Origin of the sequence: uncultured Tateyamaria sp., from assembly GCF_947487805.1 — a bacterium.
In the GTDB taxonomy this organism is placed as follows: domain Bacteria; phylum Pseudomonadota; class Alphaproteobacteria; order Rhodobacterales; family Rhodobacteraceae; genus Tateyamaria.
Genome location: NZ_CANKXW010000006.1, coordinates 184920 through 205065 on the forward strand (window position 1 = coordinate 184920; position 20146 = coordinate 205065).

The window sequence follows — 20146 nt, forward strand, 5'->3', positions numbered from 1 at the left end:
AGGGTCCGTTGGCAAGGCGGGCGGGGCACGCGATGAAAGGATGTGCGCCGATGACTGACCACAAAAGCAAGACACCCCTGTTGGACACCGTAGCGGGCCCCGCCGACCTTAAACGCCTGTCGGATGGCGAATTGTCCACGCTGGCGCATGAGCTGCGCAGCGACGTCGTCGAAGCGGTCAGCCGCACCGGCGGACATCTGGGATCCTCGCTGGGAGTGGTCGAGCTGACCGTGGGCATCCACGCCGTGTTCGACACGCCGCGCGACAAGGTGATCTGGGACGTGGGCCACCAGTGTTACCCGCACAAGATCCTGACCGGGCGCCGCCACCGCATGGGCACCCTGCGCCAGAAGGACGGGTTGAGCGGGTTCACCAAACGGTCAGAGAGCGATTACGACCCCTTTGGCGCGGCGCATTCCTCGACCTCGATCTCCGCCGCTCTGGGGTTCACCGTCGGCCGCGACATGGGCATGCCCACGGGCGACGCGATCGCCGTGATCGGCGACGGGTCGATCAGCGCGGGCATGGCTTATGAGGCGCTGAACAACGCAGGCCACGAGGGCCGCCGCCTGTTCGTGATCCTGAACGACAACGAGATGTCCATCGCGCCCCCCACCGGCGCGATGAGCACATATCTGTCGAACCTCAGCCGCAATTCGCCCTTTGCCCCGCTGCACGCCATCGCCGAAGGGATGGAACAGGCCCTGCCCAAACCGATGCGCGACGGCGCGCGCCGCGCCCGCGAGATGGTGACCGGTGTGGAGAGCAAGGGCACGTTTTTCGAGGAGTTGGGGTTCGACTATATCGGCCCCATCGACGGGCACGACATGGATCAGGTGCTGAGCGTTCTGCGCGGTGCGCGCGCGCGGGCGACGGGTCCGGTGTTGATCCACGCCTGCACGGTCAAGGGCAAGGGCTATGCCCCCGCCGAAGGGTCGGCGGACAAGTATCACGGCGTGTCGAAATTCGACGTTGAAACCGGCGAACAGTCCAAAGGCAAAAGCAACGCACCTGCCTACACCTCCGTGTTCGGAGAGACGCTGGCCGATCTGGCCGCGCGCGATCCGGCCATCGTGGCGGTGACGGCGGCGATGCCGGGGGGCACCGGCGTGAACAAGATGGCCGACCGGTTTCCGGGCCGCGTCTTTGATGTGGGCATCGCCGAACAGCACGGCGTGACCTTTGCCGCCGGGATGGCGGCCAGCGGGCTGAAACCCTTCTGCGCAATCTATTCGACCTTCCTGCAACGCGGATACGATCAGGTGGTGCATGACGTGGTGCTACAGGGTCTGCCGGTGCGCTTTGCCATCGACCGGGCGGGCCTCGTGGGGGCCGATGGCGCGACCCATGCCGGGTCCTTTGACATCGGCTACCTCGCGTCGCTGCCGGGCATCGTGGTCATGGCCGCCGCCGACGAGGCGGAGCTGGTGCATATGGTCACAACCGCCGCCGCCCATGACAGCGGCCCCATCGCCTTCCGCTATCCGCGCGGCAATGGGCGCGGGGTCGAGATGCCGGAACGGGGCGAGGTGCTGGAGATCGGCAAGGGCCGGATGATCCAGGAGGGCACGGATGTGGCGCTCCTGTCGCTGGGCACGCATCTTGACGCCTGCGAACGCGCCGCCGCACGGCTCGAGGCGGACGGGTTGTCGGTGTCCATCGCCGATGCGCGCTTTGCCAAGCCGCTGGACATGGACCTGATCCGTGATCTCGCCGCCCGCCACCAGTTGTTGGTCACGGTCGAACAAGGGGCCATGGGCGGGTTTGGCGCGATGGTCCTGCAAGCGATGGCCGCCGAAGGGCTGCTGGATCACGGGCTCAAGCTGCGCACGATGCACCTGCCCGACCGCTTCATCGACCAGGCCAGCCCGGACGAGATGTACGCCGATGCGGGCCTCACGGCGGACGACATCGCAAACACTGTCCGCGACGCCATGGGCCAGACCGCCACAAATGTGATCGACCTGAAACCCGGCGCCTGAGCCCTTCATTGTTCTGAAAATATGCCGGGGAGCGCGAGGGGCTGGCCCCTCGCTCCGCCGGTAAAAATCACCCAGACGCCCCAATCCGCGCGCGCGCCGCCGCCGCCTGATCCGGCAGGCCGGACCGGTCATAAACCTCGGCCAGCATCGCATTGAGCGGTACGCCATCCGGGTCGAAGGTGCGGCGCATCTCCAGCACTTGCTGCGCCTGCGACGTGCGTCCCGACCGGATCAGCGCGTCCAGATGGATCTGTTCAAAGAGGTCGCGCTGCGCGTGGCTGCCGCCGCCCTCGGCCAGACGGGGCAGGGCCTTGCCCAGAAAGCGGATGCAGTCCTCGTAATCCTCTGCCGCGTGGGCCGCGATCCCGTGCGCGGCCCAGAGCGCCACGTCCCGCCAGACCGCGCAGTCGTGGCGGCTTTCGTCCTCGGCGCGCGCCTCGATGGCTTTGAGCAGGTCCTCGCCCTCGGGCCGGCCGGTGCGCCCAAGGGCGTAGAGGTATTGCAGCGTCAGGAACGGGCTTGTCGTGTCCGCGCCGCGTTTGGCCACGTGATCGGCCACGTCGGCCCAGCGGTCGCCCACATTGACGCCCGCGAACTCCATCCGCGCCAGCAGTGACACCGCGCCGACCTGGTCCTGGCTGTAGTCCTTGGACAGGCCCCAGACATGGGTATCATACGCCGCCAGCAGGTCATCCGTCCGCCCCGCAGAGATGTAGAACAGCGCCAGGTGCCACCAGTTGTGTGTGTGCATGAAGCTGTTGAGGTCAGCCCAGTGATGGGCCACGGATTCCAGAAACGCGGTGCCTTCGGCCACCTGCCCGCGGGTGAGGTAGACATGCGCCAGCGCGTGATGCGCCCAGGGCTCGCTGGCGTCGATGGACAGGGCGTGGCGCGCCGCGGCTTCCGCATCGTCCAGCAGGTGGCATTCCTCAAAGCCAAAGGCGAGCATCCCATGGGCATAGGCGATGTCCGCGGCCCCCGGCTGCGCCTTTTGCGCGACGCGCAGCATGGCCGGAAAGTCGCCCGCGTTGAACGTGTGGTACTGGCCCAGTTTCAGCATCACCATGTCGCGGGGATGGGCGCTGACCGTGGCCTCGCAGAGCTGGATCAGCTTGGGGATCTCACCGGCGACAAAAAGGCGCGCGGCCTCGACGGCGGCGTCCTCACGCGGGGTCAGGCCCGTGGCGGCCAGCGCGTTGTCGAGAAACGGCTGCGCCAGTTTCGGGGCCACGGGGGCCTCGAGCAGCATGTAGAGGATCGCGGCATAGGCATTGGCCAGTCCGTTGGCGGGATCGTTCTTTGCCGCCTTCAGCACGTTGGCGGCCTTGGGCTGAAAGCTGATGAACCCGTGCACAAAGTCGTCAATGCCCTGGCGTGTGGCGGCATCGGTGCAGGTGATGGGCAGGCCGTAGAGGTCGTGCATGATGTCCCCCCTCAGATCGGGTGTTTGGCGGCATAGGCCAGCAGCAGATCGGCCACCGCGTCGGGCGCGTCCCAGTGGATCGAATGCCCGGCGGTCTGGATGATATGGTGCGGCAGGTGGCTGAGCACGGCGAGGATGTGATCGGGCGGCACGATCAGGTCAAGCGCCCCGATCAGCACCTGCGTGGGGCAGGTGGGGCTGGCCAGCGCCGTGCCGTCAAACCCGCGCAAGGCGGTCAGCTGGTGTTCCATCGCGTCCGCCGTCTGGGCGTGCGGGTAGGCGAGGCTGTCGGCGACGGCCTGATCCACCGCGTCCGGGTCGTGGTAGATGCCCGGATTGAACAGCCACGGAAACAGCGCGCGCAGCCATGTGTCGGGCGGCGCGTCGCTGCGCCGGATCGCGATGAGGTTGGCAAAAAGCGCCGTGTTGCGCGGCAGGCGCACCGGCGCCGAGGCCGCAATATGGGTCGAGGCCATGCGCCCCGGCACCTCTTGGGCCATGTGCAGCGCGATGATCCCGCCCATGGAGTGCCCGATCACGTGGAACCGGTCGTGGCCCAGGTGGGTCATCAGCGCCAGCGCGTCCTTGCACATCAGGTCAATCGACACCGGCGCATCCCAGGGGGCAGTGCGCCCCGTCGTGCGGTTGTCGGGCGTGATGCAGGTGAACTGGTCGCTGAGCCGGGGCACCAGCGGCGTCCAGCTGGCGTGGTCGGACATGAACCCCGCGAGCATCAAAAGCGGCGGGCCTTTGCCCGTCACCTCGTAGTGCAGGGCAATGTCGGGTCGGTCAAATGTCGGCATTGAGCTGTCCCCATGTGGGCAAGAGGTCATCCGGTGCGGGTGTGGCCGCATGGACCCCGCGCGCGATGGCGCGCGTCAGGCACAGGGCCGCCGCGTGGCCGATGAGGCCCAGATCAGTGGGTGCGGTCAGCGCCATGGCCCCGGTGGAGACGGCAAAGACCAGATCGCCGTCGCCGGGGCTGTGCGCGGGCACGCAGGCGCGGCCGATCCCGTCATGGGCGGCAATCGCGACCCGCTGGCACTGGGCCTTGTCGAGAGTCGCGTCGGTGGCGACGATGGCGATGGTGGTGTTGGCGCGTTCCAGCATGGCGGTCAGTTTACGGCTGTCCATGCTGCGGCCAAGCCCTGACGCTGGGTCAGGCCCCAGCCCGCCAAACTCGCCGTCGATCTCGAACGGGGCGGCCCAGAAATGGCGGTCGCCGGGTGTTGTGACGCTGCCCATCGGGTTGGCGACGACAAGCGCCGCGACCGTTGCCCCGGTGTCGAGGCGCAGGGACGCGGTGCCGAGCCCGCCTTTCATCATCGCGGTCATCGCCCCGGTGCCTGCCCCCACTGTGCCGATATCCGTGTGATCCGTGGCCGCGTCAAACGCCGCACGCCCGAGGGCGGGATAGGGCGTGTCGGCCCAGTCCTTGTCACCGCCCGACAGCAGATCGAAGATGATCGCCCCCGGCACCAGCGGGATGATCGCGTCGCCCACGCGAAAGCCCCGCCCTTGCGCGCGCAGACCCGCGACCACACCGGAGCAGGCGTCGAGGCCGTAAGCGCTGCCGCCGGACAGGACCAGCGCGTCGACCTGTGCCACGGATTTGTCAGGCGCCAACAGGTCGGTTTCGCGGGTGCCGGGCGCGCCGCCCATGACGGAGACCGAGGCGGTGAACGGCGCATCGGCGGTCAGCACGGTCACGCCGGATTTCAGCGCGTCGTCTTGTGCGTTGCCGACGCGGAGCCCGGAGATATCGGTGATCGCATTGTGCGGGCCTGGGATCATTTTTGCGCCTCCGGCGGGCATATTTTCGGGAACAATGAAGGGTCAGATGCGCGGTTTTGCGGCGGCGGTCGCGGGGTCGCCGGTGTTGGGCTCGCCTGCGGGTTCGATCAGCAGGACCTTGCATTCGTGGTCGGCACGGGGGCGGTGGGTGACGCCCTTGGGCACGATGAACAGCTCGCCCGCCTTGACCGTGTGGCTGGTGGTGTCGAGGTCCATGACCATTTCGCCTTCGAGCACGAGGAAGAAGTCGTCGGTGTCCTGGTGCAGGTGGTAGGGGAACGCGCCCTGGAATTTGACCACCATCACCTCGTTGTTGTTGTAGTCGGCGATGACGTGCGGGTCCCAGTGGCTGTCGAATTGCGCCAGTTTGGCGGCGAGGTTGATGGGCTGCATGGGCGTCTCCTGTTGTGGCGCCATCATGCCGGTATTGGGAGGGGCGGCAAGGGGGCGTGACCTTACGAGTGTGCCGTGGGCCTGCGCGCCTATGCCGGGTCGAAACCTTCCGAATCCACCGCGATCGCTGACACTTCGCCAGCCGTCGGTCGATCATCCTTGATCTTTGGCGCGCTTCGTTTCCACGCGGACAGGTTGCTTCCCACGTCGCGATAGAAGACCGGTACGCAGTCCTCGAGATCGGCGATGAAGTTTGTCTGTTGCGTGAAACGCCCACCCAACCGTTGAGAACGAAAAATGTGGAAACTATGGGGTGCCAGATGTTCCTTGCCCGACGTGACGATGTCGATGTCTTCTCGGATCTCGGCGAGGCTGTGCTGGGTCGGGTCATTCTTTCCCGGCCAAAGAAGTCTTAGGAAAACCCCGTCCACATTCGATGTCTTGACCTGACGCAGCATCCAGTTGACCCGTGCCTTTGTCGAAACCTTGTCTTCGGGCGCGCGCAGGGTCATGCCGACGTCGATGCTGCGCCGCATGATGTCCACGGTAATATCGATCGGTGCCGCCGCATCTGGCACTTCGAGGACGGCGGTGAGCTGCTGTCGTTCGCAAAGGTGTGTCAATTCATCTTTCAGCCGCTGTGCGGGTTCGTTCCGGTTTTTTCGGCTTAGGCGCTCAATCACACCTGTTTCAGTCAAACGACTGAGAATGAGCGCAAGATCACGGGTTTCCTGATGCCAAGAAGAAAGCACGACCTGCGCATCTGCTGATCTTGCTGATATGGTGCCGCCGCTTGACACCAGTTTGTTCAGTTCCGTCCATTCCTTTGGCATCCGGTCAAAGCCTTTGACGCCCGCACTGTCGTGAGACAGAAACCGTCGCATTTCATTCAGCAGTATCCGCTGATCCTTGTCCGCCACATTGTCCTGGGTCAGAAGAAGGTCAGCTTCGGTCAGGATGTACATCCATGACCAGTGGTACACGGGAATTTTGGAACGGCTCTTTGTAACGTCCGGTAAAGGATGTGCCTGTGGTGTTGTCGCGAATTGATTTGAGATTGTGATAACGCAATCAATTCCATTGTTTTTGGCCAGCTGCCGATATCTTTCTATTTGCTCGGCACTGAGTTCGTTATTTCCAATCTTGGTTTCGACCAAAGCGCGCCATTCACGGCTGCCGGTGCGCAAAACGATCAAGCCATCTGGCCTGTCCTTCAGTTTCTCGGTTTGGTTTTTGCACACCACTTCCGTGTAAGTGTCGATTTGTGAACGGACCCCGACTTTTTGATCGATGCTGGCCAAAAGCGCGGTTGCGAGTTCTGATACTTTCGCCATGCATGCAAGCACGATTGATGTCGTCCGACCTTCTTTGGAGGTCGTTGAAAGCACTGGAAACAGGCGCGCTTGCTCGCCTTGTACGAGATATTCGGGCAAATTGCCGGTCATGAAAACCTCTTTTTTACTGCCGAGTATAAGAGAGGTTTGCGCAGTATCCGTCAATCCATATGCAATTCGCGCAAAATCGCGTTTGATTTCCCTTGTTCGATTGTTGGGAGAAAGGGCCTGCGACCGGGAAGGGAATGGAAAACTGGACCCGTTTGTTCAGATGCACCGCCCGCCGTCGATTTCCATCGCCACGCCCGTGATCATCGAGGCGGCGTCGGAGCAGAGGAAGGTGGCGGCCGCGCCCATGTCCTGCGGGGTGGAGAAGCGGCCCAGGGGGATGGTGGAGAGGAATTTCTCGCGGATTTCGGGGGTGTCCTCGCCCATGAACGATTTAAGCAGGGGGGTTTCGCCCGCCACCGGGTTGATGGCGTTCACGCGGATGCCGTGGGGGGCCAGTTCGACCGCCATGGCCTTGGTCGCGGTGATCATCCAGCCTTTGGACGCGTTGTACCAGTTGAGCCGGGGGCGGGGCGACACGCCTGCGGTGGAGGCGACGTTGAGGATTGCGCCCGTGTTGCGGGATTTGAAGTGCGGGACCAGCGCGCGGGCGGTGAGGTAGACGGACTTGGCATTCACCGCGAGGACGCGGTCAAAGTCGTCTTCGGTCACGTCCTCAAGGGCTTGGGGTAAGTGCGTGATGCCCGCGTTGTTCACGAGGATATCGAGGTGCCCGAAGGCGGCAAGCGTGGCGTCGGCCATGGCCTGGACGGAGGCACCATTGGCCACGTCGACCTGCACCGCATGGCCGCCGATGTCATCCGCCACGACCTGTGCGCCGTCGCCGTTCAGGTCGGCCACCATGACGCGCGCGCCTGCGGCGGCGAATGCGCGGGCGATGCCATCGCCAAAGCCGGATGCGGCCCCGGTGACCAGTGCGGTTTTGCCTTCGAGTTGCATTGGATCCCCCTTTACCGCCGTTTGGTGTCCGGCCATTGAACGTCCGTTCGGGTCAAAAGTCGACCATCAGTTTGCGCCTTGGTCCGGCGCAGGTTTAGGGCGCGCAGGCGCCGTTTTCGAGGTCGATAATGGCGGAGCGCGCGATGTAGGTGTCCTGGCCCCCGACCTTGGGGCCGTAAAAATCCAGTTGCAGTTTCAGGAGCGACACGTCCGGCGCGTCGTCGATCGTGGCGGCGAATTCGAGCAGCGGCTTGACGTTGGAGGCGCAGAACGCAGGGACAAGCGCTTGGAAATCCGCTTCGGTGGCGAGGCGGTTGGTGGGCACATAGACGGTCAATCCGGCGACGGGCGGGCCATCGTCCTGCGCCTGCTGGAAAAAGCCAAGCTCCATCGCGGGCCAGTCCAGTTCGATGTCCTGCGCGTGGGTGGGCGTCGCAGCAAGCAGGCACAGGGCCACGAGAAGCGGACGGGGGGAGGCGGGTCTGTGCGGCATGGTCGTTTCCAGCGCTATGTGTCAGGCCGTCGCGCGGCCGCCTGATTGGTCAAAGCAGAAACCGGTGGAAAAGCTCGCCTCGTCGGAGGCCAGCCAGCAGGCCATGGCGGCAATCTCCTCGACCGTGCCGAACCGGCCCATGGGGATCTTGGATTGCATAAAGTCGATATGTTCCTGCGTCATTTGGTCAAAGATCGCGGTGCGCACCGCGGCGGGGGCGATGGCGTTGCAGGTCACGCCGGTGGTGGCCAGTTCCTTGCCCAGCGATTTGGTCAGACCGATCACGGCGGCCTTGGAGGACGAATAGGCGGGGGCGTTTGGGTTGCCTTCCTTGCCTGCGATGGAGGCGATGTTGACGATCCGGCCCCAGCCCTTGGCGGCCATCAGCGGCGCGGCGGCGCGGCAGCAGTAGAAGACCGCATTGACGTTGAGGTTGTGCACGGCCAGCCAGTCTTCGACCGGGTAGTCCCATGTGGTGGTGTTGGGCCCGGTGATCCCGGCGGAGCAGACGAGGATATCCGGGTTGGTCTGGGCCATTGCGTCGGCCACGGCGGTGGCGTCGGTGACGTCGATCTGGCGGGTGGTCATGCCGGGGGTGTCGATGGCTGCGAGCGCGTCGGGGTTGATGTCCCAGACCTCGGCCGTGCCTCCTTCGGCGACGATGCGGCCCGCGATGCCTGCGCCGAGGCCGGCGGCCCCGCCTGTCACGACGGCGCTGCGCCCTTTGAACCGGTTTTCGAAAATCATTCTGTGTCGTCCCTCAAGTCGTATCTGTGCACGTGCCGCAGCTGTCCGTCGCCTGCGGTTGTGGATTTTTCGTGGGCAAAGCCCTGCCGGACCCAGAAGGCCCGACCGCGTGGGTTGGCGTCAAGCACGGAGATGCGCAGGCAGGTGCCGCCATCGGCGCGGGCCTGGTCCGACACGTGCGCGACCATTTGCGCGCCAAGGCCGCGACCGCGCGCAGCAGGGTCCAGCAGCAACAGGCCGAGATACCAGTCGTCGGGCGCATAGTACCCCTTGAGGCAGGTGGCGATGCCAGTGAGCGTGCCGCCCGCCTGCGCGCCCCAGATCCAGATCTGGTTAGGCGGGACGATGGGGGGCGCGTCGGTCATTGCCTCTTCGACATAGGCTATGTCCGGCCCGGTCCCGGTTTCCAGTGCGATATAGTCGCGGGCGCGCAGGCACAGGTGCAGGACACGGTCGCCGTCGGTGGGCCATGTCAGCGGCACGATCTCAGCCATGATGGGCGGCAACGGTTTTCAGGGTCGAAAAGCCGAAGAGCGCCTCGAACCCTTTTTCGCGGCCATGGCCGGATTTGCCGACCCCGCCAAAGGGCAGTTCGACCCCGCCACCCGCGCCGTAGTTGTTGATGAACACCTGACCTGCGTGCAGGGCGCGGGCCAGCCGCATTTGCCGCGCGCCGTGGGCCGTCCAGACGCTGGCCACGAGGCCATAATCGGTGCTGTTGGCGATGGCGATGGCCTCGTCCTCGGTGTCGAAGGGAATCAGCACCTGCACGGGGCCAAAGATTTCGTCCCGTGCCAGCACGTGACCCGGGGGCACGTCGGCAAAGAGGGTCGGGACGACATAGGCCCCGTGTTCCGGCGCATTTTGCAGGTGGCCCTGCGCGGCGATGGTCAGGTCCGCGCCTTGGGAAAGGAAGTCGTTCACGATCTGCTGTTGCCGGGTCGAGATCAGGGGGCCCACGCGCAGGTCATCCATGGCGGGGCCCACGGACAGGGCAGTGTAGGCGTCGGCCATGCGTTCGCGCACCGCGTCATAAGCGCCGCGCTGGACGAGGATGCGGGAGGAGGCGGAGCAGGTCTGGCCCGCGTTCTGGATGCCTGCGTTCACGAGGAAGGGCAGGGCGGCATCAAGGTCGGCGTCGTCGAACACGATCTGCGGGGATTTGCCGCCCAGTTCCAGCGTGACGGGCACCACGTTGGCCCCGGCCGCCTGCTGGACCAGCGCGCCGGTGCGAACCGATCCGGTAAAGCTGATGTGCTGGACGCGGGGGTGACCGGCCAGCGCGGCCCCTGCCTCGGCCCCCAGCCCCGGCACCACGTTCAGCGCGCCATTGGGCAGGCCCGCATCACGGCAGATATGGGCAAAGGCGAGGGCTGTCAGGCAGGCCTCTTCCGCCGGTTTGAGGACACAGGCGTTGCCCATGGCAAGGGCTGCACCCACGCTGCGCCCGATGATCTGCATGGGGTAGTTCCACGGCACGATATGGCCTGTCACCCCGTGCGGTTCGCGCAGGGTATAGACGGTGTAGCCGTCGAGGTAGGGGATGGTCTGGCCGGTGATCTTGTCCGCCGCGCCGCCGTAAAATTCCATGTAGCGGGCCAGCGCCACGGCGTCGGCGCGCGCCTGGGTCAGCGGTTTGCCGACGTCGTGCGCCTCGATCTCGGCCAGGTCATCGACGCGGGCCAGGACGGCACGGCCGATGTCAGTGAGGATGCGGCCCCGTTCGGTGGCGGTCATGCGGCCCCAGTCGCCCGCGCGCGCGGCATGGGCGGCGGTCACGGCGGCGTCGATGTCGTTCGCCTGTCCGCGCGCGATCTGCGCCAGCGGGCTGCCGTCGGAGGGGTTGGTGAGGGGCAGGGTCGCTTGGGCGGCGCGCCATTCCCCGCCGATCAGCATCAGTGACGGGTCGAACCAGAGGGCGTCTGTCATGGGGTCATTTCCAGTTGGGGCAGGGTGGGGGCTGCGTCGATCAGGGTGCGGGTGTAGGGGTGTGTGGGGGCGGTGAACACGGTCTCGGTCGGGCGGTCCTCGACGATCTTGCCCGCCTGCATCACCAGCACACGGTCGGTGATCGTGCGCACCACGCTGAGGTCGTGGGAGATAAAGAGATAGGTGAGGTTGTACTGCTTACACAGCCCTGCGATCAGGTCGAGGATCTGGGCGCGCACGGACACGTCGAGCGCGCTGACCGCCTCGTCAAAGATCACAAGCTCGGGGCGGATGATCAGGGCGCGGGCGATGGCGAGGCGCTGGCGCTGGCCGCCGGAGAACTGGTGCGGGTACTTGTCCGCGTCGCCGGGTGACAGGCCCACATCCGTCAGCGCGGTGGCGATGCGGTCGGCGCGGTCGGGGGGCGGTTCGGGCAGCAGGTGGAAGGGTTCGGTGATCAGGCGCGACACCCGGTGGCGGGGGTTGAAGCTGCCGTAGGGGTCCTGGAACACCACCTGCATCTTGCGCCGCACGCCGGGGTCGGTGACGGGGGTGCCGTCCAGTGTGATGGACCCTGCCTGCACCGGTTCCAGCCCGAGGATGGCGCGGGTGAGGGTGGATTTGCCGCAGCCGCTTTCGCCGACAAGGCCGATGCGTCCGCCGCGGGGGATGTCAAAGCTGACCCCATCCACGGCGCGGTGGTGGCGCGGGGGCGCAAAGAGGCGGGTGCGGGGCAGGGCGTAGTCGCGCACGACGCTGTCGACCCGGAGGAGCGGTGCGTCGGACGACGCCTCTGGCAGGACGACGCGGTGGGTCGAGGCGGCGAGCAGGGCGCGGGTGTAGTCATGCGCGGGGTTGGTCAGCAGGGGGGCGGTGGTGCCGTCCTCTACCACCTCGCCGTGGCGCATGACGGTGATGCGGTCGGCCATTTGCGCCACGACGGCGAGGTCGTGGGTGATCATCAAAAGGCCCATGCCGTCCTCGGCGGCGAGGCGTTTCAGTAGGGCGAGGATCTGCGCCTGAGTCGTCACATCCAGCGCGGTGGTCGGTTCATCTGCGATCAGGAGTTTGGGCCCGCAGGCAATGGCGATGGCGATGACGACGCGCTGGCGCTGGCCGCCGGACAGCTCGTGCGGGAAACGGGCCATGGGGATATCGTGCAGCTCGACGCGGTCGAGCACGGCGCGGGCCTGGGCGTCGGCGTTCAGGTCGGGGCGGTGCAGGCGCAGGGTTTCGGCCACCTGCGCGCCGATGGTCATCACCGGGTTGAGCGCGGTCATGGGTTCCTGAAACACCATGCCGACCGTATTGCCGCGCAGGGTGCAGAGCGTTGGCTCGTCCAGTTGCAAGAGGTCGTGGCCATCCAGTGTGACCGACCCCGTGGCCTGCGCGCCGTCGGGCAAAAGCTGCATCACCGACAGGGCGGTCATGGACTTGCCCGAGCCGCTTTCGCCGGTGACGGCCACGACCTCGCCCGCGCTAACGCTGAGCGACACGTCGCGCAGGATCGGGGTGCCGCCTATCTGCACATTCAGGGCATCGATCCGCAGCAGGGTCATGCGCGCGCCACCCGCAGTTTGGGGTCGAGCGCGTCGCGCAGCCCGTCGCCCAGCAGGTTCAGCCCCAGCACGGTGAGGATGATCGCAACGCCCGGCACCAGCGCCATATGCGGTGCGATGCTGACCAGCGTTTGCGCGTCGGCGAGCATACGGCCCCAACTGGGGGTGGGGGGCTGCGCGCCGAGGCCGACATAGGACAGGGCCGCCTCAGCCAGGATGCCCAAAGAGAACTGGATCGTGGCCTGCACGATCAGGAGGTTGGCGATGTTTGGCAGGATGTGTTCGACGCTGATCCGGGCGGCCCCCTTGCCCGACACGCGCGCGGCGAGGATGAACTCCCGCGCCCAGAGCGGCAGCGCCCCGCCGCGCGTCACACGGGCAAAGACGGGGATGTTGAAAATGCCGATGGCGATGATCGCGTTGACCGCGCCCGCGCCGAAGATGGCGGTGATCAGGATGGCAATGACGAGGCTGGGGAACGCAAAGATCAGGTCGTTGCCGCGCATGATGACCTCGTCCGCCCAGCCGCCCTGACGCGCGGCGGCCCAGAGGCCCAGCGGCACGCCCAGCCCGATGCCGATCCCCACTGCGACCAGCGCCACGGCGATAGAGGTGCGCGCGCCCACCATGATCATCGAAAACAGGTCGCGGCCAAAGTGGTCGGTGCCGAACCAGTGGGTGGCGCCCGGTGTTTGCAGCTTGTCGGGGATGTTCATCGCGCTGTGGTCGAACGGCGTCCAAAAGAAGGACAGGCCCGCCGCCACCAGCACCAGCGCCGACAGCGCCCCGCCCAGCCACAGCGCGCGGCTCATGTCCGACCCCGCAGGCGCGGATCGACGGCGGCATAGGCCAGATCGACGGCGAAATTCACCACGATGACGGCAAAGACCAGCAGCATCGTCACCGATTCCACCACGATCAGGTCACGGGCCGAGATGCTCTGAAAAATCAGCCGTCCGAGGCCGGGCAGGTAGAACACCTGTTCGATGATGATCCCCCCCGCCAGCAGGAACGAAAATTGCAGGCCGAGGATGGTCAGCACCGGGATCAGCGCATTGCGCAGCCCGTGGCGGCGCAGGGCCTGTGCGCGGGTCAACCCCTTGGCCCGTGCGGTGCGCATGAAATCTTCGCCCATGATATCGAGCAGCGACGACCGCATGACGCGCGCGAGGATCGCCGCCTGCGGCAGGGCCAGTGCGATGGCGGGCAGGGTCAGGGATTTGAGCGCGGCGAACACGCCCTTGTCCCACCCGGCGAAACCGCCCGCGCTGAACCAACGCAGGTTGATGGCAAATACCAGCACCAGCATCATCGCGAACCAGAAATTGGGGATGGCGATGCCGATCTGCGTGGCCCCCATGACGCCCACATCCCCTGCCTTGCCCCGGCGCGACGCGGCATAGATCCCGGCGGGAAAGGCGATCAGCGTCGACAGCGCCAGCGCATAGAGCGCCAGAGGCAGCGACACCCAGAGCCGTTGGGCAATCATGTCGGACACGGGCGTGCGGTACTGGTACGAAGTGCCGAAATCACCCTGCACCATGCCACTGACCCAGGCGAGATACCGCTGCACCTTGCTCTGATCCAGACCCAGCTCGGCGCGCAGGGCGGCGAGCGTGTCCTCTTGGGCGTTCACCCCCAACATAAAGGACGCTGGATCGCCCGGCGCCACCTCGATCACCGCAAAGATCACGAGCGACGCGATAGCGAGGCTGATCAGCAGGGAGGTCAGGCGTTTGAGGGCATAGCGCAGCATGGTGCGCCGACGTTAGGCGGGGGGGTCGGGACAGGCAAGCACGTCTGTGAGCGCGCCGACATCCTGCGCCAGCGCGGCCAGTGCCAGCCCGCGCACGGTGTCGATGTAACAGGCCTGATCCCAGCCGCAGGTCTGCGTCAGGTTCTCCCACGTGCGCACCGACAGGATTGTCCACAGCAAGTCGGTCGCCTGTTCCGGATCGACGTTTGCGGGCAGGGTGCCTTCGTGCGCCAGCGCTTGCACCGCAGCGGCACAGCCTTCGCGCATGTCGGCCATGCGGGTGTTCCACGCAGCGGCGGCCTCTGCGTCCGTGTCGACGACCGCAAGGATGGCGCGCGCCACGCCATAGATCTTGGGGATGTAGTTCCCCCAGGCGGTCACGAAAGCATCGAGCCGTTCGGTGCCCGACGTGGCGCTGCGGCTGGCGGTGAGCGCGGCGTTGACGTCGTTCTGCATGTCCTGGAACCGCGTCGCCGCGATCAGCAGGTCGGTGCGGCCCGGAAAGTGCAGATAGACCGCCTGCCGGCTGACACCGCTGGCGCGCGCAATGTCGGACATCGTCGGCAATTTGGCACCGGGCCGTTCCAGAAGGGCCAGCGTGGCGGTCAGGATTTTTGTCGGGGTATCGATTGTTGTGCTTGACATGCTGTAAAGTACCACTTACTTGACAAACTGTCAATTGACACTGTGTCAAGCGACTTGGCTTCAGGAGACCTCATATGACCAAACGTATTTTCATCTGGGTGGCACACCCGAAACCCGGATCACTGAACGCGGCCTTGGCCGAACGCTATGCCATCGGCGCGCGGGCGCGGGGCGCCGAGGTGCGCATCATGCATCTGGCCGAGATGCAGACCGAAACCGGCTATGCCGACGGGGCCACGCTGTCCCCGGATGTGGTGGCGTGGCAGGACAATATCCGCTGGGCCGAACACGTGATGATCGTGCACCCTTACTGGTGGGGGGCCATGCCCGCACAGGCCAAGGCGGTGATGGATGCGGGCCTGCAATCGGGCTTTGCCTACAAATACAAGGCACGGGGCGTGGCCTGGGACAAGCTGCTGACCGGGCGCACGGGGGATGCGATCATCACCTCTGACACGCCGCCTTGGATCGACACGCTGCTCTATCGCAGTCCGGGCCGTCGGGTGATGCGCAATCAGGTGATGAAGTTTGTGGGCGTCAAACCGCGCCGGGTGGTCCAGCTTGGGTCGGTCAAGCTGGCCAAGCCGGAAAAGCTGGACCGCTGGTTGCAGCAGGCCGAGGCAATGGGGGCTGCGGCGGCCTGACCCCTCGCCAGCCGCGCGCCAACCGCTACAACAGGGGCATGGAACGGCCCCTGTTCATCGGATCCGACATCTATCGCGGATCAAGCTATGGCACGTGGCACCCCTTGCGGGTGCCGCGGGTGTCTACCGTGATCGACCTGAGCCGCGCGATGGGCTGGTTGCCGGGCAAGGTCTATGTGCCCAGCCCACCGGTCAAACCCCACGCGCTGACCATCTGGCATACACCGGAATATGTTGCGGCCCTGCACGCCGCCGAAGCCGCCCAAGAGGTGAGCGATGCCGTCCGCGCCCGCCACGCGCTTGGCACGCCCAACAACCCCGTCTTTCCCGAGATGTACCGCCGCCCGGCCACCGCGGCAGGCGGGTCGCTGCTGGCCGGGGAACTGCTGCGCGATGGCGGCATCGTCTACCACCCGGCGGGTGGCACCCATCACGGGATGCCGGACCGGGCGGGGGGGTTCTGCTATTTCAACGACCCGGTGCTGGCGATCCTGTCGCTGCGCCGCAACGGGGCCGCGCGCGTGGCCTATATCGACATCGACGCGCATCATCCCGACGGGGTCGAGGTCGCCTTTGCCACCGATCCGGACGTGCTGATGATCTCGGTGCACGAGGACGGGCTGTGGCCGCGCACCGGTGCGTTGGGTGCGACAGATACGCTGATGAACCTGCCCGTGCCGCGCGGGCTGAACGATGATGAAATGGCGCTGATCCGCGAGGATCTGATCCTGCCGCGCGTGGCCGCGTTCCGCCCGGATGCGATTGTCCTGCAATGCGGCGCCGACGGGGTGGAGGAAGACCCCCAGGCCCACCTGTCCCTGTCCAATCAGGCCCACTGGGCCATCGCCCGCGCCCTGATCGGCATGGCCCCGCGCCTGCTGGTGCTGGGCGGAGGCGGCTACAATCCGTGGTCGGTGGGGCGGCTCTGGACCGGGATTTGGGCCACGCTCAACGGCCACACCATCCCCGACCGCGTCACGCCAGAGGCCGAAGCCGTGCTGCGCGCCCTGCGCTTTGACGGCAACCGGCGTGGCAAGAACCCACCCGACCACTGGTTCACCACCCTCGCCGATACAGCCCGAACAGGCCCCGTCCGGGACGAGATCAGATCACACCTGTCGCAGCTCTGATCCCTGTCATCTTGCCAAATAAACTCCGGGGGAGCCCGCAGGGCGGGGGCTGGCCCCCCTCCGCACTATCCACCGTAATTGGCGTCGCTCACATGCTCCAACCAGGTGGCCGCCGACCCGTCCTGCATCTCCTGCATGGCGATGTGGGTCATCGCTGTCTCGGGGCCTGCCCCATGCCAGTGTTCGACCCCCGCAGGGATCCATACCGTGTCGCCCGCGCGGATCGGCTGCGGGGCCTCCCCGCGCAAACAGACCAGCCCGGCCCCCTGGGTCACATGCAGTGTCTGGCCCAGCGGATGCGTGTGCCAGGCCGTGCGCGCGCCGGGTGCAAAATGCACGCTCAGTGCATTGAGCCGCCCCGGCGCAGGGGCCGATATGATCGGATCCTGCCAGACCTCCCCGGTGAAATACTCCGGATTGGCGCGCAGGCTCGGGCGGCTGCCCGCCCGGTGCAGGATCATTCCGCCCAGCTCACGCCGGTCAGGTCAGTAGCCTGCGTCGGCGCGTTGGTCCACAGACCCTGCACACCGGCCTTGGCCACGGACAGTTGCGCCAGCTGGAACAGGTATCCGTTCACCGCGTCACCGGCGATGATCTCCTGCGCCTTGGCCATCAGGTTGGTGCGCGTGTCGGGGTCTGTCGTGCTGTTCAGCGTGGTGATCAGCTCCTGAAACGCGGGGTTGTCGTACTGGAAGTAGTAGTCCGGATTCGCGTAGATGCCGATATCCATCGGTTCGGTATGCGACACGATGGTGAGGCCAAAGTTCTTGCCACGGAACACTGTTTCCAGCCACTGCGCCCATTCGACATTGATGATCTCGGCCTTGATGCCGACCTCGGCCAGCTGGGCCGCAATGATCTCTCCGCCGCGGCGGGCATAGGACGGGGGCGGCAGGTGCAGGGTGGTTTCGAACCCGTCGGCCATGCCGGCCTCGGCCAGCAGCGCGCGGGCCTTGTCGGGGTCAAAGGACGATCCGCCCGTCAGGTCCACATAGGCCGGGTTGTGCGGCGCAAAGTGGGTACCGATGGGTGTGCCATAGCCGAACATGGCCCCGTCGATGATCGCCTGCCGGTCGATGGCATGGGCCACGGCCTGCCGTACGCGGACATCGTCAAAGGGCGGCTGCTTGTTGTTGGTGGACAGGATCGTCTCGCCCTCGGTCGAGCCGACGAGCACCTGAAACCGCGGATCGGCGTCGAATTGCGGCAGGTTTTCCGGCGCAGGGAAGCCGGTGAAGACGTCCACATCCTCGGCCATCATCGCGGCAAAGGCCGCCGTCGGGTCCGAGATGAACTTGAACGTCGCCTGCGTCAGGGCAGGTGCGTCACCCCAATAGCCGTCATATTGGCTGATCTGGATGCTGTCGCCCTGGGTCCAGCTGTCGAATTTGAACGGGCCGGTGCCGATGGGCTGCTGTTTGATGTTCTCGATGCTTTCGGGGGCCACGATCACGGCATCACCCCAGGCGAGGTTGAAGAGCATGTTGCCATTGGGCTCGGACAGGGTCAGGCGCACGGTTTGCGCGTCCACCACCTCGACGGTGCTGATCGCGGCATAGAGCGCCTTTTGCGCGTTGGCGCTGTCATCGGCGAGGATGCGGTCGAGGGTGAATTTCACGTCCTCGGCGTCCATCGTGGTGCCATCGTGGAAGGTCACGCCATCCCGCAGGGTGAATGTATATGTCAGCCCGTCATCCGAGATTTCCCAGCTGGAGGCCAGCCCCGGCACGACCGAACCGTCGCCCATGAACCGGGTCAGCCCCTCGAACACGTTGGAATAAAGCACGGAATCGATGGCCCCGGCAGCGGCAGAGGTCGGATCGAGGTGCGGCGGCTCAAGCTGCATCGCGACGGTGATGTCGGTCTGGGCGATGGCGGTGCCTGCCAGCAGGGCGGCCGTGGCCGTGCCGAGGCAGAGGGTGCGGAAATGGGTCATGGGGGTCTCCCTTTGTTGCTTGGGCGAAAGGCTAGACAAATCTCTGCGGCTTGACCAGCGTAACTGCCTTGAATGCGCGGGTTCCCTCGGGTACGTCGGCCCCCTTTCGCAGCGGAAGGCGGGCAGGATGGCAGTTTTGGGAGTGGATTTCGGCACGTCGAATTCGGCCGTGGGAATTGCCCGTGACGGGGCCGCGCATCTGATCCCGCTGGAGCCCGGGCAGACGACGCTGCCCACGGCAGTGTTCTTTGATTTCGACACCCGGCGCGCGGTCTATGGCCGGCCCGCCAATGCCGCGCTGATCGGCGGGGACGAGGGGCGGTACATGCGCGCGCTCAAATCCCTGCTGGGCACCTCGCTGATGCGCGAGAGCCGGATGATCCTGAACGAGCGGATCGATTTCATCACCATCATCGCGCGGTTTCTGGCCACGCTGAAAGCGCGGGCCGAGGCGGCGACCGGCGCACGGTTCGACCGGGCGCTGTCCGGGCGCCCCGTTCTGTTCCATTCGGGCGATGCGGCGCGCAATGCGCAGGCGCTGGTGGATCTGACCGAATGCTATTTGGCGGCGGGATTCGACGCGGTGGATTTCATGCCCGAACCCGAGGCCGCCGCCCTGGCCAGCCGCGACGTGCTCAGCCCCGGTGATCTGGGGCTGGTTGTCGACATTGGCGGGGGCACGTCCGATTTCACCCTGTTCCGGCAGGGCACGGCGGGTCAGATCGACATCGTGGCCAGCCATGGTCTGCGGCTGGGTGGCACGGATTTCGACCGCGCGCTGAGCCTTGAACATGTGATGCCCGGTTTCGGCATGGGCACGCGGATCCGCCATGCCTTTGGCGATCAGACCCATGTGGCGCCCAATGCGCTGTTTGCGGATCTGGCGACGTGGCAGAAGATCCCGTTCCTTTATGCCCCCGACAGCCGCCGTGCGGCCCGCGAGTTGGCGCAATACGCGGTGGAGCGGGACAAGCTGGATCGGTTGGTCCGGGTGCTGGAGGACGAGCTGGGCCATGACGTGGCCTTTGCGGTGGAGGCGGCCAAGATCGCGGCCAATGACGGGGCGGTGGCGGTGCCCGAGATCGATCTGGGCGCGGTCGAGCGGGGCCTGCGCCTGCCGCTTTATCCGGTGGCGATGGCGGCGACGCTGGCCCGCATGGCAGACCGGATCGGGGCCGAGGCGGCAGAGACCCTGCGGCTGGGTGGCGTGGAACCCGCCGCGGTCAGCTGCGTGATCGCGGTCGGGGGATCGAGCCTGATGCAGGTGGTGGAGGCCGCGGTGGCGCGGCAGGTGCCGCAAGCGCGGATCCATCGCGGTGCCGCGATGACGGCTATTGTCGAAGGGCTGGCCCTCGCGACCGCGGCCTGAGGGG

At 66.1% G+C, this 20146-nt stretch carries 20 protein-coding genes; 4 read left to right on the top strand and 16 right to left on the bottom strand.

All coding sequences use genetic code 11. The features are described 5' to 3' along the window. Positions 1-50 precede the first annotated feature (50 nt). Entirely contained in the window at positions 51-1982 is a 1932-nt protein-coding gene (gene dxs / locus Q0949_RS15510) for a 1-deoxy-D-xylulose-5-phosphate synthase (RefSeq protein WP_299374194.1), read from the top strand. Positions 1983-2049: 67 nt separating this feature from the next. Here the strand turns inward: dxs and Q0949_RS15515 are convergent, their stop codons facing one another. The 14 genes from Q0949_RS15515 to Q0949_RS15580 all read right to left on the bottom strand — a co-directional run bounded on the left by Q0949_RS15515 (position 2050) and on the right by Q0949_RS15580 (position 15063). After that, entirely contained in the window at positions 2050-3405 is a 1356-nt protein-coding gene (locus tag Q0949_RS15515; protein ID WP_299374197.1) for a tetratricopeptide repeat protein, read from the bottom strand. A gap of 11 nt (positions 3406-3416) precedes the next feature. Beyond that, positions 3417-4208, bottom strand: coding sequence for an alpha/beta fold hydrolase (locus Q0949_RS15520; protein ID WP_299374199.1), 792 nt, complete (start codon positions 4206-4208; stop codon positions 3417-3419). Beyond that, positions 4195-5199 (bottom strand): P1 family peptidase, encoded by a 1005-nt coding sequence (locus Q0949_RS15525; protein WP_299374202.1) that lies wholly within the window; start codon positions 5197-5199, stop codon positions 4195-4197. Before Q0949_RS15525 ends, Q0949_RS15520 begins: the two co-directional genes overlap by 14 nt. A 42-nt stretch (positions 5200-5241) precedes the next feature. Beyond that, complete coding sequence (locus Q0949_RS15530; RefSeq protein ID WP_299374205.1) at positions 5242-5592, bottom strand: cupin domain-containing protein; 351 nt, start codon at positions 5590-5592, stop codon at positions 5242-5244. 89 nt (positions 5593-5681) lie between these two features. After that, on the bottom strand, positions 5682-7037 hold the full coding sequence (locus Q0949_RS15535; RefSeq protein WP_299374207.1) for a hypothetical protein: 1356 nt from the start codon (positions 7035-7037) through the stop codon (positions 5682-5684). Between the two features lie 156 nt (positions 7038-7193). Beyond that, positions 7194-7934 (bottom strand): SDR family oxidoreductase, encoded by a 741-nt coding sequence (locus Q0949_RS15540; RefSeq protein WP_299374209.1) that lies wholly within the window; start codon positions 7932-7934, stop codon positions 7194-7196. Between the two features lie 94 nt (positions 7935-8028). Continuing rightward, positions 8029-8427, bottom strand: coding sequence for a hypothetical protein (locus Q0949_RS15545; RefSeq protein ID WP_299374211.1), 399 nt, complete (start codon positions 8425-8427; stop codon positions 8029-8031). A gap of 21 nt (positions 8428-8448) precedes the next feature. After that, positions 8449-9174: an SDR family NAD(P)-dependent oxidoreductase gene (locus Q0949_RS15550; protein WP_299374213.1), complete on the bottom strand. Its 726-nt coding sequence runs from the start codon at positions 9172-9174 to the stop codon at positions 8449-8451. Further along, positions 9171-9668: a GNAT family N-acetyltransferase gene (locus Q0949_RS15555; RefSeq protein WP_299374216.1), complete on the bottom strand. Its 498-nt coding sequence runs from the start codon at positions 9666-9668 to the stop codon at positions 9171-9173. Before Q0949_RS15555 ends, Q0949_RS15550 begins: the two co-directional genes overlap by 4 nt. Further along, positions 9661-11103 carry an aldehyde dehydrogenase family protein gene (locus Q0949_RS15560; protein WP_299374218.1) on the bottom strand — a complete coding sequence of 481 codons (1443 nt, stop codon included), beginning with the start codon at positions 11101-11103 and terminating at the stop codon, positions 9661-9663. The genes Q0949_RS15555 and Q0949_RS15560 overlap by 8 nt, the downstream gene beginning before the upstream one ends. Then, on the bottom strand, positions 11100-12662 hold the full coding sequence (locus Q0949_RS15565) for a dipeptide ABC transporter ATP-binding protein (RefSeq protein ID WP_299374221.1): 1563 nt from the start codon (positions 12660-12662) through the stop codon (positions 11100-11102). Before Q0949_RS15565 ends, Q0949_RS15560 begins: the two co-directional genes overlap by 4 nt. After that, on the bottom strand, positions 12659-13474 hold the full coding sequence (locus Q0949_RS15570) for an ABC transporter permease (RefSeq protein WP_299374224.1): 816 nt from the start codon (positions 13472-13474) through the stop codon (positions 12659-12661). Before Q0949_RS15570 ends, Q0949_RS15565 begins: the two co-directional genes overlap by 4 nt. Next, positions 13471-14418, bottom strand: a complete 948-nt coding sequence (locus tag Q0949_RS15575; RefSeq protein WP_299374227.1) for an ABC transporter permease — start codon at positions 14416-14418, stop codon at positions 13471-13473. The genes Q0949_RS15570 and Q0949_RS15575 overlap by 4 nt, the downstream gene beginning before the upstream one ends. 12 nt (positions 14419-14430) lie before the next feature. Beyond that, on the bottom strand, positions 14431-15063 hold the full coding sequence (locus tag Q0949_RS15580) for a TetR/AcrR family transcriptional regulator (protein WP_299374228.1): 633 nt from the start codon (positions 15061-15063) through the stop codon (positions 14431-14433). 74 nt (positions 15064-15137) lie between these two features. On the opposite strand from Q0949_RS15580, the gene Q0949_RS15585 reads away from it, so the two are divergent. Both Q0949_RS15585 and Q0949_RS15590 read left to right on the top strand, forming a co-directional pair. Next, positions 15138-15707, top strand: coding sequence for an NAD(P)H-dependent oxidoreductase (locus Q0949_RS15585; protein WP_299374231.1), 570 nt, complete (start codon positions 15138-15140; stop codon positions 15705-15707). A 38-nt stretch (positions 15708-15745) separates the two neighbouring features. Beyond that, entirely contained in the window at positions 15746-16837 is a 1092-nt protein-coding gene (locus Q0949_RS15590) for an acetoin utilization protein AcuC (protein ID WP_299374234.1), read from the top strand. Between the two features lie 65 nt (positions 16838-16902). Here the strand turns inward: Q0949_RS15590 and Q0949_RS15595 are convergent, their stop codons facing one another. Both Q0949_RS15595 and Q0949_RS15600 read right to left on the bottom strand, forming a co-directional pair. Continuing rightward, entirely contained in the window at positions 16903-17298 is a 396-nt protein-coding gene (locus tag Q0949_RS15595; RefSeq protein ID WP_299374237.1) for a cupin domain-containing protein, read from the bottom strand. Beyond that, the gene (locus Q0949_RS15600; protein ID WP_299374240.1) at positions 17295-18773 is read right to left on the bottom strand and encodes an ABC transporter substrate-binding protein; all 1479 of its coding nucleotides are present in this window, start codon (positions 18771-18773) and stop codon (positions 17295-17297) included. Before Q0949_RS15600 ends, Q0949_RS15595 begins: the two co-directional genes overlap by 4 nt. A 127-nt stretch (positions 18774-18900) precedes the next feature. Between Q0949_RS15600 and Q0949_RS15605 the strand changes: the two genes are divergently transcribed. Further along, entirely contained in the window at positions 18901-20142 is a 1242-nt protein-coding gene (locus tag Q0949_RS15605; RefSeq protein ID WP_299374242.1) for an Hsp70 family protein, read from the top strand. Positions 20143-20146: the final 4 nt, after the last annotated feature.